Annotated in this window: 13 protein-coding genes; 7 read left to right on the top strand and 6 right to left on the bottom strand. The window is 74.9% G+C overall.

Translation table 11 applies throughout. The features are described from left to right. The first annotated feature begins 34 nt into the window (after positions 1–34). Positions 35–856, top strand: a complete 822-nt coding sequence (locus ABT299_RS41585) for an SDR family NAD(P)-dependent oxidoreductase (RefSeq protein ID WP_387030425.1) — start codon at positions 35–37, stop codon at positions 854–856. Here ABT299_RS41585 and ABT299_RS41590 read toward each other — a convergent pair. Continuing rightward, complete coding sequence (locus ABT299_RS41590) at positions 835–963, bottom strand: MmyB family transcriptional regulator (protein ID WP_500254115.1); 129 nt, start codon at positions 961–963, stop codon at positions 835–837. The two genes, ABT299_RS41585 and ABT299_RS41590, sit on opposite strands and share 22 nt — an antisense overlap. A 225-nt stretch (positions 964–1,188) precedes the next feature. On the opposite strand from ABT299_RS41590, the gene ABT299_RS41595 reads away from it, so the two are divergent. Next, a complete protein-coding gene (locus ABT299_RS41595; RefSeq protein WP_500254116.1) occupies positions 1,189–1,650 on the top strand; it encodes a Rossmann-fold NAD(P)-binding domain-containing protein in 462 nt (153 codons plus the stop codon). Here the strand turns inward: ABT299_RS41595 and dinB are convergent. Beyond that, positions 1,647–2,843, bottom strand: coding sequence for a DNA polymerase IV (gene dinB, locus ABT299_RS41600; RefSeq protein ID WP_500254117.1), 1,197 nt, complete (start codon positions 2,841–2,843; stop codon positions 1,647–1,649). The two genes, ABT299_RS41595 and dinB, sit on opposite strands and share 4 nt — an antisense overlap. Before the next feature lie 50 nt (positions 2,844–2,893). Between dinB and ABT299_RS41605 the strand changes: the two genes are divergently transcribed. Then, positions 2,894–3,688 (top strand): alpha/beta fold hydrolase, encoded by a 795-nt coding sequence (locus ABT299_RS41605; RefSeq protein WP_190854286.1) that lies wholly within the window; start codon positions 2,894–2,896, stop codon positions 3,686–3,688. Between the two features lie 72 nt (positions 3,689–3,760). On the opposite strand, the gene ABT299_RS41610 is transcribed toward ABT299_RS41605, so the two are convergent. The 3 genes from ABT299_RS41610 to ABT299_RS41620 are packed head-to-tail and all read right to left on the bottom strand — an operon-like array spanning position 3,761 to position 6,881. Then, positions 3,761–4,588: a carbohydrate ABC transporter permease gene (locus ABT299_RS41610; RefSeq protein WP_387030433.1), complete on the bottom strand. Its 828-nt coding sequence runs from the start codon at positions 4,586–4,588 to the stop codon at positions 3,761–3,763. Continuing rightward, a complete protein-coding gene (locus tag ABT299_RS41615; RefSeq protein WP_387030436.1) occupies positions 4,585–5,586 on the bottom strand; it encodes a carbohydrate ABC transporter permease in 1,002 nt (333 codons plus the stop codon). The genes ABT299_RS41610 and ABT299_RS41615 overlap by 4 nt, the downstream gene beginning before the upstream one ends. After that, complete coding sequence (locus ABT299_RS41620) at positions 5,583–6,881, bottom strand: extracellular solute-binding protein (protein ID WP_500254118.1); 1,299 nt, start codon at positions 6,879–6,881, stop codon at positions 5,583–5,585. Before ABT299_RS41620 ends, ABT299_RS41615 begins: the two co-directional genes overlap by 4 nt. Before the next feature lie 257 nt (positions 6,882–7,138). On the opposite strand from ABT299_RS41620, the gene ABT299_RS41625 reads away from it, so the two are divergent. Both ABT299_RS41625 and ABT299_RS41630 read left to right on the top strand, forming a co-directional pair. Further along, positions 7,139–10,471, top strand: coding sequence for a glycoside hydrolase family 3 N-terminal domain-containing protein (locus tag ABT299_RS41625; RefSeq protein WP_500254119.1), 3,333 nt, complete (start codon positions 7,139–7,141; stop codon positions 10,469–10,471). After that, positions 10,468–11,991, top strand: coding sequence for a glycoside hydrolase family 43 protein (locus tag ABT299_RS41630; protein WP_500254120.1), 1,524 nt, complete (start codon positions 10,468–10,470; stop codon positions 11,989–11,991). The genes ABT299_RS41625 and ABT299_RS41630 overlap by 4 nt, the downstream gene beginning before the upstream one ends. Here ABT299_RS41630 and ABT299_RS41635 read toward each other — a convergent pair. Next, entirely contained in the window at positions 11,988–13,190 is a 1,203-nt protein-coding gene (locus ABT299_RS41635) for an ROK family transcriptional regulator (protein WP_190854317.1), read from the bottom strand. The genes ABT299_RS41630 and ABT299_RS41635 overlap by 4 nt on opposite strands. A gap of 88 nt (positions 13,191–13,278) precedes the next feature. On the opposite strand from ABT299_RS41635, the gene xylB reads away from it, so the two are divergent. Both xylB and xylA read left to right on the top strand, forming a co-directional pair. Beyond that, positions 13,279–14,667, top strand: a complete 1,389-nt coding sequence (xylB, locus tag ABT299_RS41640; protein WP_500254121.1) for a xylulokinase — start codon at positions 13,279–13,281, stop codon at positions 14,665–14,667. Positions 14,668–14,678: 11 nt separating this feature from the next. Continuing rightward, positions 14,679–15,836 carry a xylose isomerase gene (xylA, locus tag ABT299_RS41645; RefSeq protein WP_387030446.1) on the top strand — a complete coding sequence of 386 codons (1,158 nt, stop codon included), beginning with the start codon at positions 14,679–14,681 and terminating at the stop codon, positions 15,834–15,836. Positions 15,837–15,916: the final 80 nt, after the last annotated feature.

Here is a 15,916-nt window from a genome sequence, read left to right on the forward strand (position 1 = left end):
AAACTGATTGATAATCAGTCAATATCGGGAGGCGATGATGGCCCGGATCGAGCTGGCGGACGCGCCGGTCCTGCTCACCGGCGCGTCCAGCGGGATCGGCCGCGCCCTGGCGTTCGCCCTGGCCGGGCGCGGGGCGCGGCTGGCCATCGCGGCGCGCCGGCGGGACGCGCTGGAGGAGGCGGCCGACCTGATCGCGGCCCGCGGCGGGACGCGCCCGCACGTCATCGAGGCCGACCTGTCGCGTCCGGGCGCCGCCGCCGAGCTGGCCGGCGCGGCGGCGCGGGCGCTGGGCGGCGTGCGGATCCTGGTGAGCAACGCCGGCGCGGGCCTCGTCGCGGCCCAGGGCGAGCTCGGCGACGGCGACGCCGCGCGGGCGCTGTTCGAGACGAACTTCTGGTCACCGCTCGCGCTGGCCCGCGCGCTGCTGCCCGGGATGCGGGGCGGCGGCGCGGTCGTCAACGTCACGTCCACGCTGCAGGCGCTGCCGGTCCCGATGCTCGGCCACTACGGCTCGGCGAAGGCCGCGCTCGCGCACGCCACCCGCACGCTGCGCAACGAGCTGCGCGGCACCGGCATCACCGTCCTGGAGTACGTGCCAGGCGCCACCGACACCGACGCCCGCGACGTCGGCCTGCTGCCCTGGCGCGGCCGGCCGGTGCGGACGCTCCCGCCGGTCTCCCCCGAGTCCGCCGCGCGGGCGGTCGTGCGGGCCGTCGAGCGCGGCCGGCGCCGCCGCGTCCACCCGCGGCCCTCGCTGCTGCCGCTGGAGGTCCCGGCGATCGGGCGCCTGGCGGCCCTGGCCGCGGCGCGCCGGATCGAGGTGCCGCGCCCGGCTCAGGTGCCGCGGAGCCTCTGAAGCCCCCGGTCGGACGCGCTGCCCGGCGCCGCCGTGTACAGCACGACGCGGTGCTCGCCGCCCGGGACCGGCAGGATCTCGCAGTCGAGTTCGAGCTCCCCCGCCACCGGGTGGACGGCGCTCGTCGCCGCGGGCCTGCCCGTTCGCGCGGCCGGCCGCGACCCCGCGGCGGCGCGCCTTCCCGGCGGTGTCGAGGCCGTCCGCGCGGACCTCGCCGACCCGGGCACGCTCGGCCCGGCCCTCGACGGCGCCGCTCGCGTCTTCCTGTACGCCGAGCGGCAGGGCCTCGACGGGTTCGCCGCGCGGCCCGCGCGGCCGGCGTCGAGCACGTCGTGGTGGTGTCGGCGGCGGGCGCCGACGCCTCCTCGGCGGCCCCGATCGCCCGGCTGCACGGCGAGGCGGAGGAGGCCGTCGCCCGCTCCGGCATCGCGTGGACGGCGCCGATCCACGAGGCCGACATCGCCGCGGTCGCGCTGCGCGCCCTGACCGAACCGGGGCACGCGGGGACCGCGCCCGTCCTCACCGGGCCGGAGCGGCTCACGCGGCGGCGGCAGGCCGAGCGGATCGGCGAGGCGATCGGCCGTACCGTCGCCGTCGAACGGCAAGACCTGGACGAGCACCGCCGCGACCTCGCCCGGTGGGGACCGCCGGAGGTCGCCGAGGCGCTGATCCGGCACTCCGTCGCCGCCATCGACGCGCCGCCGCCCGTCACCCGGGACGTCGAACGGATCACCGGGCGCCCGGCGCGCACGTTCGCCGAGTGGGCCCGCGACCACGCCGCCGACTTCCGCTAGTCCGGCGGCTCGTCGGGCAGCGTCGGCACCGCGATGCCCGGGTCGCGGCCGAGCAGCACCGCGCGGGTGATCGCGGACGAGCCGAACCGGCCGCGGACGCCGTCGACGGCGGCGTCCGCGGCCTCGCCGGCGTCGAACGGCAGCGCGAGCTGCACGATCCGGTCGTCGTGCAGCGAGCCCAGCGACACCCCGATCAGCGTCAGCCCGCGCTCGGCGACGAGCGGGGCGGCGCCGCCGAGCAGCCGGCGCGCCGCGTCCAGCAGGACGGACGTCTCCGCCGTGGCCTGCGGCAGCGTGTGCGAGCGGGAGGCGCGCGCGTAGTCGCCGAACCGCAGCCGCAGGGTGACCGTCCGGCAGACCCGGTGCGCGCCGCGCAGCCGTCCCGCGAGCCGGTCGACGAGGCCGACGAGGAGGGCGTCCAGCTCCTCGGGCGGCCGCCGCCGGCGCCCGAGCGCGCGCTGGGCGCCCATCGACCGGCGCCGCACCCCGGTGCGGACGGGCCGCGGGTCCCGGTTGCGGGCCAGCGCGTGCAGGTGGCGGCCGGCGCCGGGACCGAGCAGGGACACCAGCGTCGCCTCCGGCATGTCGGCGACGTCGCCGACCGTGACGACGCCGTAGGCGGCGAGCTTGGCGGCGGTCGCCGGGCCCACGCCCCAGAGCCGCCGCACCGGCAGCGGGCGCAGGAACTCCAGCTCGCCGTCCGGCGGGACGACGAGCAGCCCGTCGGGCTTGGCGACGCCGCTGGCCACCTTCGCCAGGAACTTCGTGCGGGCCACGCCGACGGTGATCGGCAGCCCGACCTCCTCGGCCACCCGGCGCCGCAGCCCCGCCGCGATGCCGGCGGGCGACCCGGAGATCCGCCGCAGGCCGTCCACATCGAGGAACGCCTCGTCGATCGACAGGCCCTCGACGAGCGGCGTCGTCGCGCGGAACAGCGCGAACACGGCCTTGCTGGCCTCGGCGTAGGCGTCCATCCGGGGCCGGACGACCACGGCGCCCGGGCACAGCCGGCGCGCCTGCCCGCCGCTCATCGCGGTGCGGACGCCGTGCGCCTTGGCCTCGTAGCTGGCCGCCAGCACCACGCCCCCGCCGACGATCACCGGCCGCCCGCGCAGCGCGGGGTCGTCGCGCTGCTCGACCGACGCGTAGAAGGCGTCGAGGTCGGCGTGCAGGATCGTGGCGGCGCGGGACACGAACATATGTTCGCATACCGGTTCCCGACCTGGGCCGGTACGCTCCCCGCGTGACCGAGACCGGGTTCGCCGAGTCCAGCGACGGGACGATCGTCGGCTACGAGACGCGGGGCGCGGGCCCGCCGCTGGTCCTCGTGCACGGCGCGGCCGTCGACCGCCGGTGCTGGGCGCCGGTGCTCCCGAGGCTCGCCGAGCGGTTCACCGTCCACGCGATGGACCGCCGGGGCCGCGGCCTCAGCGCCCGGGAGGGCGGCCCGTACGCCATCGAGCGCGAGGGCGAGGACATCGCGGCGGTCGCCGAGGCCGCCGGAGGCGACGTGTTCCTTGTCGGCCACTCCTACGGCGCCCTGTGCTCCCTGCACGCGACCTCGGCGACCGGCGCGATCGGGCGGCTCGTGCTGTACGAGCCGCCGATCACGACGCCCTGGCGGGAGGTCGCCTCCCCCGCGATGCTGGCGCGGCTCCGCGAGCTCGCGGACGGGCGCGACCACGACCGGCTCCTCGCGACGGTCTTCCGCGACCTGATGGGCCTGTCGCGGCGGCAGGTCGACGCGCTGCGCGGCGCGCGGCGGTTCTGGGCCGCCTGCCTGGACAACGCCCCGCCGCTCGCCCGGGAGAGCGAGAGCGTGCCGCGGATCGAGGACTGCGCCCGGTTCGCGGGGATAGGCGTGCCCGTGCAGCTGCTGGTCGGGACGGCCGGCCCGGCGTACCAGCGGCCGACGGCGGACGCGCTGGCCCGGATCGTCCCCGGCGCCGAGGTCGTCGAGCTGCCCGGGCAGGGGCACATGGCGATGGCCGACGATCCCGACCTGTTCGCCAAGACGCTGTTCGCGTTCGCGGACTGAGCGTCCGCGAGCCGGGCGTCCGCGAGCCGGGCGACGGCGGGCCGATCGTTCCGCGACGCCGGGGGCGTGCCGTCACCCCTTCGTCGCGCCGGCGGTCAGGCCGCCGATCAGCTGGCGCTCGGCGACGGAGTAGAACGCGATCGCGGGGATCATCGCCAGCACGATGTAGGCGATGACGAGCGCGTAGTTCGTCGCGTACTGCCCCTGGAACTGCTGGATGCCGACGGGGATCGTCTGCCATTTCTGGCCCCCCAGCACGAGCAGCGGCAGGAGGAAGTTGTTCCAGCTCGTCACGATGGCGAGGACCGACACGGTGCCGAGCGCGGGCCGCGCCATCGGCAGCAGGATCCGCCAGAAGAACCCGAACCGGCCGCAGCCGTCCATGACGGCGGCCTCCTCCAGCTCGGCGGGGATCGTCCGGAAGAAGGACCGCAGGATGATGAGCGTCATCGGCAGCGCGAACGCGGCCTGCGGCAGGATCACCCCCAGCGGGTTGTCGAGCAGCCCGAACGAGCGCAGCAGGACGAACAGCGGCAGCACCGCCACCGCGGGCGGGAACATCAGGCCCGCCGCGAACAGCGTGAAGAAGAACTCGCGGCCGCGGAAGGCGTAGCGGGCGAACGCGAACGCCGCCAGCGCGGCGGCCGCCACGGTGATCAGCGTGGTGGCGACCGCGATCAGCACGCTGTTGCCGATCTGCCGCCAAAAGGTGTCCGACGACAGGATGCCGGTGTAGTTCGACACCTTCCACGGGTGCGGGAGCCCGGCGGGGTCCGTGGTGAGGTCGCCGGTGGTCTTGAACCCGGACACGACGGCGTACAGGAGCGGGACGACGACGAAGGAGCCGAGCACCCACACCAGCACGTGGCGGGACGCGCCCCGGACGGCCGCCGCCCTCATCGCCGGCCTCCCGCCGAGGTGACCGCGCCCTGCAGGTCGCGGCGCAGCGCGTACCGCTGGTACAGCAGCGAGAAGACCATGCTGATGAGGAACATCGCCACGCTGATCGCGCTCGCGTAGCCCATCTGGTAGCGCTTGAATCCGAACTGGAACATGGTGACGGCCATCGTCTCCGTGGAATTGGTCGGCCCGCCCGTCGTGGTGACCCACACCAGGTCGAACAGCTGGATCGAGCCGATGACGGACAGGAACACGCTGATCCGCAGGGTCGGCGCGAGCAGCGGCAGCGTGACCGAGCGGAACCGGCGCCACGGCCCGGCCCCGTCGATGGCGGCCGCCTCCAGCACCTCCGCCGGGACGCCCTGCAGCCCGGCGAGGTAGATCATCATGTGGAAGCCGAAGTACTTCCAGGTCATGACGGCGAACAGGGTGGGCAGCGCGGTGCCGGGATCGGAGAACCACTTTCCGGCGAGGCCGCCGACCAGCGGAAGGCCGCCGACCAGCTCGTCGGCGAGCCCGCTGCCGGGCAGGAAGATGATGCCGAACAGCACGCCGGCGATCACCTCGGACAGGATGTAGGGCGCGAAGAAGACCGCCCGGTACACCGCGCGTCCCCGCATCCGCTGGTTCAGCAGCACGGCGGTGCCGAGCGCGATCGGCAGCTGGACGACCAGCGACAGCACGACGATGAGCAGGCCGCGCCACAGGTCGCCGCGGAAGACCGGGTCGCCGGACAGCTTGCGGTAGTTGTCCAGGCCGACGAAGTCCTCCGGGCGGCCGAAGCCGCCCCACTTGAAGAGGCTCGTGTAGAGGGCGACGGCGATCGGGATCAGCACGAACAGGAAGAACAGCAGCAGGGCCGGCACCAGGAACCAGGTGGCGGACGCCCAGCCGCGCAGCCGCCGGCCGAGCGGCGCCCGGGAGCCCCGCTCGCGCGGGGCCCGGGCGGTGCGCCGCCGGTCGCCGGCCGCGGCGGGCAGCGTCAGCGGTTCGGTCATTGGCTCTTGGCCGCCTTGGTGACCTGCTGCGCGACCTGCTCGGGCGTCGCCTTGCCGCCGATGAGCGCGGCGACGCTGTCGTTGACCTGCTGCCCGACGGCGGGAGGGAAAGCCTGGTCGAGGTAGAGCTGGAACCCGGTGGAAGCGCCGAGCGCCTCGGCGACCTGCTTGCGGCCTTGGTCGGCGAGCGCGCTCTCGGCGCCCTTCACGACCGGCATGAAGGCGCCGGAGGAGACGAGCTCGTGCTCGTTCTCGGCGTTGATGAGGAAGGCGAGGAAGTCGATCGCCTCCTTGGGCGCGTCCTTGCCGAGGGCGTGGCCATTGCCGCCGCCGAAGACGTCGGTGAGGGCGCCCTGCCCGCCGTCGACTGCCGGGAACGGGAACCAGCCCTCGTCGTCGGCGATTCCCTTGCCGGAGGCGTCCTTCTCCACCGCCGGGGCCCACTGCCCCATCAGCTCCATGGAGGCCTTGCCCGCGCCGACGGTGGCGGCCTCGCCGCCGGGGCTGTCGAACCCGGCGTTCTGGAAGCCGGGCTGGAAGGGCTGCAGGTCGACGAGTTCCTTGAGGTGCTGGCCGGCGCCGATGAACGCGGGCCCGGTGAAGTCGTTGGTCTTGGCGGCCTGCTGCATCGCGGTCAGGCCGCCGATGCGCATCGCGAGGTAGGCCCAGTAGTACATGCCGGGCCACTTGTCCTTGCCGCCGAGCGCGATGGGCGTTATGCCGGCGCCCTTGAGCTTGCGGACGTCGTCGAGGAACTCCGCCCAGGTCTTCGGCGGCGCCTTGATGCCGGCCTTCTCGAAGTGCCGCTTGTTGTACCAGAACCCGACCATGCCCATGTCGTACGGGACGGCGTAGGTCTTCCCGTCGAACTGGTACGGCTTCAGCGACACCGGGGTGACGGTGTTCAGCAGGCTGGACGCGGACGAGGTGAGGTCCTTGACGAGGCCGGCGTCGATCTGCTGCTTGAGCACGCCGCCGCCCCAGGTCACGAAGATGTCGGGCACCTTCCCGGAGGCGGTGAGCGCCGTCATCTTCGACTTGAACGCCTCGTTCTCCAGGTTGGTGAGCTTGATCCTGACGTTCGGGTGCGCGGCCTCGTACGCCTTGGCGATCTTCGGATAGATCGTCTTGGACGGCTCGGTGGTGGCGATGTCCATCCATTCGATCGTGACCTTGCCGTCCGAACCGGAGCCGCCGTCGCCGCAGGCGGCGAGCAGCGGCGCGGCGGTGACCGCGGCCGCCCCTGCGGAGACTGCGGTCAGGAACGAGCGGCGCGACAGGTGGGGGATGCCCATGGTGGTCTCCTGGATGGGGTGGGCGGCGGCCGGAGCGGACGGCGATCCGCTCGAAACATTTCGAAACTCTTCGAGGCTCCGTTGCCGTGGAACTCTAAGAACGCGTTCCCTTTCGGTCAAGGCCCTGAGGGCACTTCGCCGCATCCGGCACACACTTGACCACGCCACGCATGGCGGATGAACTCGAATCTCGGGACTAGGAGAGCGCGAAAGATTGCGATACTGTTCGCAATCGTTTCCTCGGGGAGGAGAGAAGCGTGCCCGTGCGCACCACCGACGAAATGCCGGAGCCGCCGTCCCGGCCGACCCTGGCCGTCATCGCCGCCGAGGCGGGGGTCTCCCCCGCCACGGTGTCCAAGGTCCTCAACGGCCGCACCGACGTGGCCGCCGCGACCCGCGAGCGGGTGGAGGCGCTGCTGCGCACCCACAACTACCCGGGTCCCGGCGGCGTCGCCCGGCGCGCCCGCCGGTCCGGGCTGATCGACCTGGTGCTCGCCGGGCTGGACAGCCCGTGGGCGGTGGAGATCCTGCGCGGCGTCGAGGCCGAGTGCGCCGAGCAGGGCACCGGCGTCGTGGTCTCGCTCGTCCGCGAGGACGACGCGCGCCCGCCGAGCTGGCAGAACCTGCCCGCGCTGCACCACAGCGACGGCGTGATCCTCGTGACCTCCCGGATGACGCACCGCCAGCGCGCGCAGCTGGAGAAGGCGGGTGTCGGGCTGGTGCTGGTCGACCCGGTGAACCTGCCGGACACCGACATCGCCAGCGTCGGCGCCACCAACTGGGCCGGCGGCCTGGCCGCCACCGAGCACCTCATCGGCCTCGGCCACCGCCGCATCGGGATGATCGGCGGGCCCGCCGACATGCTGTGCACGCAGGCCCGCGTGGACGGCTACCGGACGGCCCTGGAGCGCGCCGGGATCGAGGTCGACCGGGATCTCGTCCGGTACGGCGACTTCCACCACCGCGGCGGCTTCGCCCACACCCGCGAGCTGCTGGAGCTGCCCGACCCGCCGACCGCGATCTTCGCCGGCAGCGACGAGCAGGCCATGGGCGCCTACCAGGCGGCCCGGCTCGCCGGCCTGCGCATCCCCGAGGACCTCAGCGTCGTCGGCTTCGACGACCTGCCGACCTGCGAGTGGCTGTCGCCGCCGCTGACCACCGTCCGGCAGCCGCTGGAGGAGATGGGCCGCGTCGCCGCCCGCACCCTCCTCCAGCTGCTGGACGGCCGCCCGCCGCTGACGCCGCGCGTGGAACTGGCCACCGATCTACGCGTCCGCGGGTCCACCGCCCCGCCGCCCCCGCGTCCGCAGCCCCCGGCCCCGCTCTCCCCCGCGGACGAGCGGGTCGCCGGCCTGCTGGCCCGGATGACGCCGGAGGAGAAGGCCGGGCAGCTCGCCGGCTTCTGGGTGATGCCCGCCGAGCCGGGCGCGCAGGTGGCGCCGATGGAGGACGACTTCGACGAGGACGTCCCCAGCCTGGACGAGGTGCTGCCCTACGGCCTCGGCCAGCTCACCCGCGTGTTCGGCACCCTGCCGGTGCCGGCGGCCGAGGGCGCCGCCCGGCTCCGCGAGCTGCAGGACCGCGTCGCCGCCGGGAACCGGTTCGGCATCGCGGCGATCGCGCACGAGGAGTGCCTCAACGGCTTCATGACGTGGGGCGCCACCGTGTTCCCCAGCCCGCCCGCCTGGGGCGCGACCTTCGACCCGGAGCTGGTGGCCGAGATGGCGTCCGCGATCGGGGCGAGCATGCGGGCGGCCGGCGTCCACCAGGGCCTCGCACCCGTCCTGGACGTCGTCCGCGACGCCCGCTGGGGCCGCACGGAGGAGTGCATCGGCGAGGACCCGTATCTCGTCGGGGTCCTCGGCACGGCCTACGTGAGCGCCCTGGAGGGATCGGGCATCGTCACGACGCTGAAGCACTTCGCCGGCTACTCGGCGTCCCGCGCCGGGCGGAACATGGCGCCGACGCCGATCGGACCGCGCGAGTTCGCCGACGTGGTGCTGGAGCCGTTCGTGATGGCGCTGCGCGACGGCGGCGCCCGCGCGGTCATGCACTCCTACACCGACGTCGACGGGATGCCCGCCGCCGCCGACGAGCGCCTGCTGACGGGGCTGCTGCGCGAGGAGCTGGGCTTCGCGGGCGTCGTCGTCGCCGACTACTTCGGCATCTCGTTCCTGCAGAGCCGGCACCGGGTGGCCGGGTCGCGGGCCGAGGCCGGCGTGCTCGCGCTGCAGGCCGGCGTCGACATCGAACTGCCGACCGTCCGGTGCTACGGCGCGCCGCTGATCGACCGGGTCAGGCAGGGCGAGGTGCCCGAGGAACTGCTCGACCGCGCCGCCGGCCGCGTCCTGGCCCTGAAGGCCGAACTCGGCCTGCTGGACCCGCTGCCCGCGGACGACGACCGCGCGACGCTCGACCTCGATCCCCCCGAGCACCGGGCGCTGGCGCGGCGGCTGGCGGAGGAGTCGGTCGTCCTGCTGGCCAACGACGGCGTCCTGCCGCTGCGCTCCGGCTCCGGCGTGGCGCTGACCGGCCCGCTCGCCGACGACCCCTTCGGGATGCTGGGCTGCTACACCTTCCCCAGCCACGTCGGCCGCGAGCATCCGGACCTGCGGCTCGGCGTGGACGTCCCGACGCTGGCGGACGCGCTGGCCGCCGAGCTGCCCGGAGTCCGGGTGGCCGCGACGGACGACGTGTTCGTCGCCGACGACGCCGACATCGAGAAGGCCGTCGCGGCGGCGCGGGACGCCGAGGTGTGCGTGCTCGCGCTCGGCGACCGGGCGGGGCTCTTCGGCCGGGGCACGTCCGGAGAGGGCTGCGACACCGAGACGCTCGCGCTGCCGGGACGGCAGGCCGAGCTGGCCTCCGCCGTCCTGGACACCGGCACGCCCACCGTGATCGTCATGCTCAGCGGGCGCCCCTACGCGCTCGAGTCCGTCGCCGACCGGGCCGCCGCCGTCGTGCAGGCCTTCTTCCCCGGCGAGGAGGGCGGCCGGGCGGTGGCGGCGATCCTCGCCGGACGGGCCGAGCCGTCCGGGCGGATGCCGATCAGCGTGCCGCGCCGCGCCTCCGGCCCGCCGGTCACCTACCTGCGGTCGCTGATGGACGGCGGGCACGACTGGAGCGTGGTCGACCCCGTCCCGCTCTATCCGTTCGGCTACGGCCTGACCTGGACGTCCTTCGGCTACGAGGACCTGAGGACCGAGGAGCGCACCACCACCGACGGCACGGTCACGGTCAGCGCGGTCGTCCGCAACACCGGGGGCCGCGCGGGCACCGAGGTCGTCCAGCTGTACCTGTCGGACCCGGTCGCATCGGTGGTGCGGCCGGCGCGCTGGCTCGCCGGGTTCGCCCGGGTCCGGCTGGAGCCGGGCGAGGCGGCCCGCGTCGCGTTCGAGGTGCACGCCGACCGGACCTCCTTCACCGGCGCGGACCTGCGCCGCATCGTCGAACCGGGAGTGATCGAGGTGGCGGTCGGGGGTTCCAGCGCCGACCTGCCGCTGCGCGGCTCGTTCACGCTGGACGGCCCGGTCCGCGAGCCCGGCCGGGACCGCGTCCTGACCGTCCCGGTGAAGGTGACGCGGCTGTGAGGCGGTTCCGCAACCCCGTGCTGCCGGGCTGCCACCCGGACCCGTCGGTCTGCCGCGTGGGCGACGACTTCTACCTCGTCACGTCGACGTTCGAGTGGTTCCCCGGCCTGCCGGTGCACCACAGCCGCGACCTGGTGCACTGGCGGCCGGTCGGGCACGCCCTCGACCGTCCGGAGCAGCTCCCGCTGGACGGCGTCCCCGCGTCCGGCGGGCTGTACGCGCCCACGCTGCGGCACCACGACGGCACCTTCTACCTCGTCTGCACCCTCGTGGACGGCCCGGAATGGTCGGGCCATTTCGTGATGACGGCCGCCGACCCGTCCGGGCCGTGGTCGGACCCGGTGCGGCTGGAGGGGGACGGCATCGACCCGTCCCTGTTCTTCGACGACGACGGCCGCGCCTGGTGCACCGGGACCCGGCCGACCGGGCGGTACGAGGGGCACACCGAGATCTGGCTGCGCGAGTTCGACCCGCGGTCGCTGGCCCTCGTCGGCGAGGAGCATGTGATCTGGGACGGAGCGCTGAAGGGCGCGATCTGGTCGGAGGGCTCCCACCTCTACCGCATCGGCGGCGAGTACTACCTGCTGACGGCCGAGGGCGGCACCGCGATGGACCACGCGGTGGTGATCGCGCGGGCCGACCGCGTCACCGGCCCCTACGAGGGGAACCCCCGCAACCCGATCCTCACCCACCGCGACCTCGGCGCCGGCCACCCGATCGTCGGGGCGGGGCACGCCGATCTCGTGGAGACGCCGGACGGCGAGTGGTGGATGGTCCTGCTCGCCATGCGCCCGCACCACGGCGACCGGTGCGCCCTCGGCCGCGAGACGTTCCTCACCCCGGTCACCTGGGAGGACGGCTGGCCGGTCGCCGGCGGCCGGGTCGAGGCGGAGTGCCCCGCGCCGTCGCTGCCGGAGCATCCGTGGCCCGCCGTCCCGGCGTGCGACCAGTTCGACGGGCCGGAGCTCGACCCGTCCTGGACCATGCTGCGGACGCCTCGCGAGCGGTGGTGGAGCCTGACCGACCGTCCCGGCCGGCTGCGGCTGCGGCTCCGCCCGGAGGGCCTCGCCGACGTCGCCAACCCGTCCTTCGTCGGGCGGCGGCAGCAGCACCCGGAGTTCGCCGCGTTCACCGCCCTCGACTTCGCGCCCGGCGACGACGAGGAGGCGGGGCTCGCGCTCATGCAGAACAACGACTTCCACGTGGTGCTGGCCGCTACGGACCGGGGGCTGCGGCTGGCCAAGCGGGAGCAGGGCGTCACGACCGTCCTGGCCGAGGCGCCGGCCCCGCCGGGGATCGTCGGGCTCGGCTTCGAGGCCCACGGCCGCTGGTACCGGGCGTCCTACTCCCCGCGTCCGGGGCATTGGGAGCCGCTGGGCGACCCGATCGACGGCGACTTCCTGACCAGCCAGGTCGCCGGGGGCTTCACGGGCGTCCTCGTCGGCCTGTACGCCACCTCCAACGGCCGGCCCGGCGGGAACCACGCCGACTTCGACTGGTTCGAGTACGTCCCGCTCTAGAGGAGGCGGGCGGGGTCGGCGATGACGCGCTCGATGACGAGGCCGGCGGCGCCGAGGACGGCGGCGCCCTCGGCCAGGCCGGACACCTCCACCGGCGGGACGCCGCGGCGCAGCGACCCGGTCCCGGCGGCGAGGACCCCTTCGAGCGGCGGCCGGATCCACGCTGCCAGTGGCGAGAAGACCCCGCCGAGGACGATCGCGTCCGGGTCGACGAGGTTGACGACGGAGGCGAGCGCGCCGCCGAGCGCGCGGCCCGCGCGGTCCACCGCGGCGAGCGCGGCGGCGTCGCCGCCGTTCAGCCGGTCGAGGAGCGCGTTGACCGAGCCGTCCGGGCCGGTGACCGTCCTCGCCTGCGGGATCCCGGCGGCGCGCAGCATCGCCTCCTGACCGGCGATCTGCTCCAGGCAGCCGCGCCCGCCGCACGAGCAGGGCGGGCCGGACGGGTCGGCGACCAGGTGGCCGAGCTCGCCGGCGAAGCCGTGCGCGCCGCGGAAGACCCGGCCGTCGACGACGATGCCGGCGCCGATCCCGATCTCGCCGGAGACGTGCACGAAGTCGCCGAGCCGCGCGCCGCCCCCGAACCACAGCTCGCCGAGCGCGGCGAGGTTCGCCTCGTTGTCGTACTCGGCGGGCAGCGGCGCCGGCCCGGTCGGCACGGCGACCGGGACGTCCGCCCAGCCGAGGTTCGGGGCGTGCCGGACGACGCCGTGCTCGCGGTCGAGCAGGCCGGGCAGCGCGACGGCGGCGCCGGCGACCGCGAGGCCCTGGCCCGCGACGGCGGCGACGGCCTCCGCGGCGAGCGCCGACAGCGCGGCGAGGACGTCGGCGGGCGGCCGGCCGCGGTTGTCGGCGCTGACCACGTGCCGGTACCGGACCTGCTTGCCGAGGTCGAGGACGCAGGCGGCGAGGTAGTCGACGTTCACCTCCAGGCCGAGCCCGGCGGCGCCGTCCCCGGCGATCGACACGCCGACGCCGGGCCGGCCGCGCTCCCCCTCGTGCACGGGCGCGCCGTCGCGGACGAGGCCCGCCCCCTCCAGCAGGCCGACGAGGTTGGAGACGGTGGTCTTGGTGAAGCCGGTCAGCTCGGCGAGCCGGGCCCGGGTGACGGGCTGGTGCCGGGCGATGTGCTCCAGCACGACCGCGAGGTTGCGCCCGCGCATCGTCGCGTGCCGGACGGGGGCGTTCCCGGACTTCGTCATGAACCAACCCTAATTCAATCGGGTGCCTGGGCAGGGGCGATGTCATCTGCTACGTTAATTAGTCCAAACTCTTTACGAAAGAGGGCGCATGGCCGAGACCCTGGTGGCGGGCGTCGATTCGTCGACGCAGTCGACGAAGGTCGTGCTCTGCCGCGCCGGGGACGGCACCGTCGTCGCGCAGGCGTCGGCGCCCCACCCGGACGGCACCGAATGCCATCCCCGGCACTGGTGGGACGCGCTGGCGCGGGTCCGCGAGCTGCTGGAGCGGGCCGACGCGGTCGCCGTCGCCGCGCAGCAGCACGGCATGGTCGCGGTCGACGGCGCCGGCGAGGTCGTGCGGCCCGCGCTGCTGTGGAACGACACCCGCTCCGCGCCGCAGGCGCGCGCGCTGGTCGCCGAGCACGGCGGGCCGAAGGCGTGGGCGGAGCGGACCGGCAGCGTGCCGCTCGCCTCGTTCACCGTCGGCAAGCTGCGCTGGATGGCCGAGCACGAGCCCGAGAACGCGCGCCGCACCGAGCGGGTGATGCTCCCGCACGACTGGCTGACCTGGCGGCTCGGCACGAGCGAACCGGTCACCGACCGGGGCGACGCGTCCGGCACCGGCTACTGGTCCCCCGCCGCCGGCGCCTACCTGCCCGACCTGCTGCGCGCCGCGCTCGGCCGCGACGCCGAGCCGCCGCGCGTCGCCGCCCCCGGCGAGGCGGTCGGCGAGACCTCCTGGGGCGCGGCGCTCGGCCCCGGCACCGGCGACAACATGGGCGCCGCGCTCGGCCTCGGGCTGGAGCCCGGCGACGTCGTGGTGTCGATCGGCACGTCCGGGACGGCGTTCGCGGTCGCCGGCGCCCCCGCCGCCGACCCGTCCGGCCTGGTCGCCGGGTTCGCCGACGCGACCGGCCGGTTCCTGCCCCTCGTCTGCACGCTGAACGCCGCCCGGATCCTGTCGGCCGCCGCGTCCATGACCGGCGCGAGCCTGGCGGAGCTGTCGGCGCTCGCGCTCGCCGCCGAGCCGGGCGCGGGCGGCCTGACGCTGCTGCCCTACCTCGACGGCGAGCGCACCCCCGACCGTCCCGACGCCACCGGGGTGCTCGCCGGCCTCACCACGTCCAACGCCACCCGCGAGAACGTCGCGCGGGCCGCGGTCGAGGCGCTGCTGTGCTCCCTCGCCGACGCCGTCGGCCATCTCGCGGCCCAGGGCGTGGCGCCCCGCCGCACCCTGCTCATCGGCGGCGGCGCGCGCTCGGAGGCCGTCCGGGCACTGGCCCCCGCGATCCTGGGTACGCCGGTCACCGTCCCGGAGCCCGCCGAATACGTCGCGCTCGGCGCCGCCCGCCAGGCGGCCTGGGCGCTCGCGGGCACGCCGGAGCCGCCGCGCTGGCCCGCGCCGCCCGCCACCGAGCACACCACCGACCGCGCGGCGGACGCGGAGCCGGTCCGCGCGCGCTACGCCGCGCTGCGCGACTCCGCCCCGCAGATCTGACAAGGAGACCCATGAGCGACTACACGCCCGTCCCGGAAGACCGGTTCTCGTTCGGCATCTGGACGGTCGGCTGGCAGGGCGTCGACGTGTTCGGCCCCGGCACCCGGCCGCCGATGCCCGCCGACCGCGCCGTCCGGAAGCTCGCGGAGATCGGCGCCTACGGCGTCAACTTCCACGACAACGACGTGTTCGACTTCGACGCCTCGCCCGCCGAGCGCCAGGAGAGGATCGACGCGTTCAAGAAGGCCCTGGACGAGACGGGCCTGGTCGTCACCACCGCGACGACCAACCTGTTCTCCCACCCGGTCTTCAAGGACGGCGCGTTCACCGCCAACGACCGCGACGTCCGCCGGTTCGCGCTGCGCAAGGTCATGGACAACCTCGACCTCGCCGCCGAGCTGGGCGCGAAGACCTACGTGTGCTGGGGCGGCCGCGAGGGCGCCGAGTCGGGCGCCGCGAAGGACGTCCGCGCCGCCCTGGACCGTTACAAGGAGGCGTTCGACGTCCTCGGCGACTACGTCGCCGACCAGGGCTACGACCTGCGCTTCGCCATCGAGCCGAAGCCGAACGAGCCGCGCGGCGACATCCTGCTCCCCACCATCGGCCACGCCCTCGCCTTCATCCAGACCCTCGAGCGGTCCGAGAACGTCGGCCTCAACCCCGAGGTCGGGCACGAGGAGATGGCCGGCCTCAACTACGCGCACGGCCTCGCGCAGGCGTTGTGGCAGGGCAAGCTGTTCCACATCGACCTGAACGGCCAGCACGGCCCCCGCTACGACCAGGACCTGCGCTTCGGCGCGGGCAACGCGCGCGGCGCGTTCTGGGTCGTCGACCTCATCGAGAACAGCGACTACAGCGGCCCGGTCCACTTCGACTTCAAGCCGCCGCGCACCGAGGACGACGAGGGCGTCTGGGAGTCGGCGCGGGCCTGCATGCGCAACTGGCTGATCCTGCGCGAGAAGGCCCGCGCCTTCCGCGCCGACCCCGAGGTCCAGGACGCCCTGCGCGACGCGAAGCTCGACGAGCTGGCGGTCCCGACCCTCGCCGACGGCGAGGACTGGCGCTCCGTCCGCGACGCGTCCCCCGACATCGAGGCCCTCGCCACCCGCGGCGCCGCCTTCGAACGCCTCGACCAGCTGGCCCTGGAACACCTCTACGGCGTGAGGTAAAAGCCCCACGGGCACGCCCGACGGTCGGGAGGCTGTTTCGCGCGGAGCGCCAGCGGAGCGGGAAACAGCCACCCGACCGT

Source organism: Spirillospora sp. NPDC000708 (assembly GCF_040299565.1).
Lineage (GTDB): Bacteria > Actinomycetota > Actinomycetes > Streptosporangiales > Streptosporangiaceae > Spirillospora.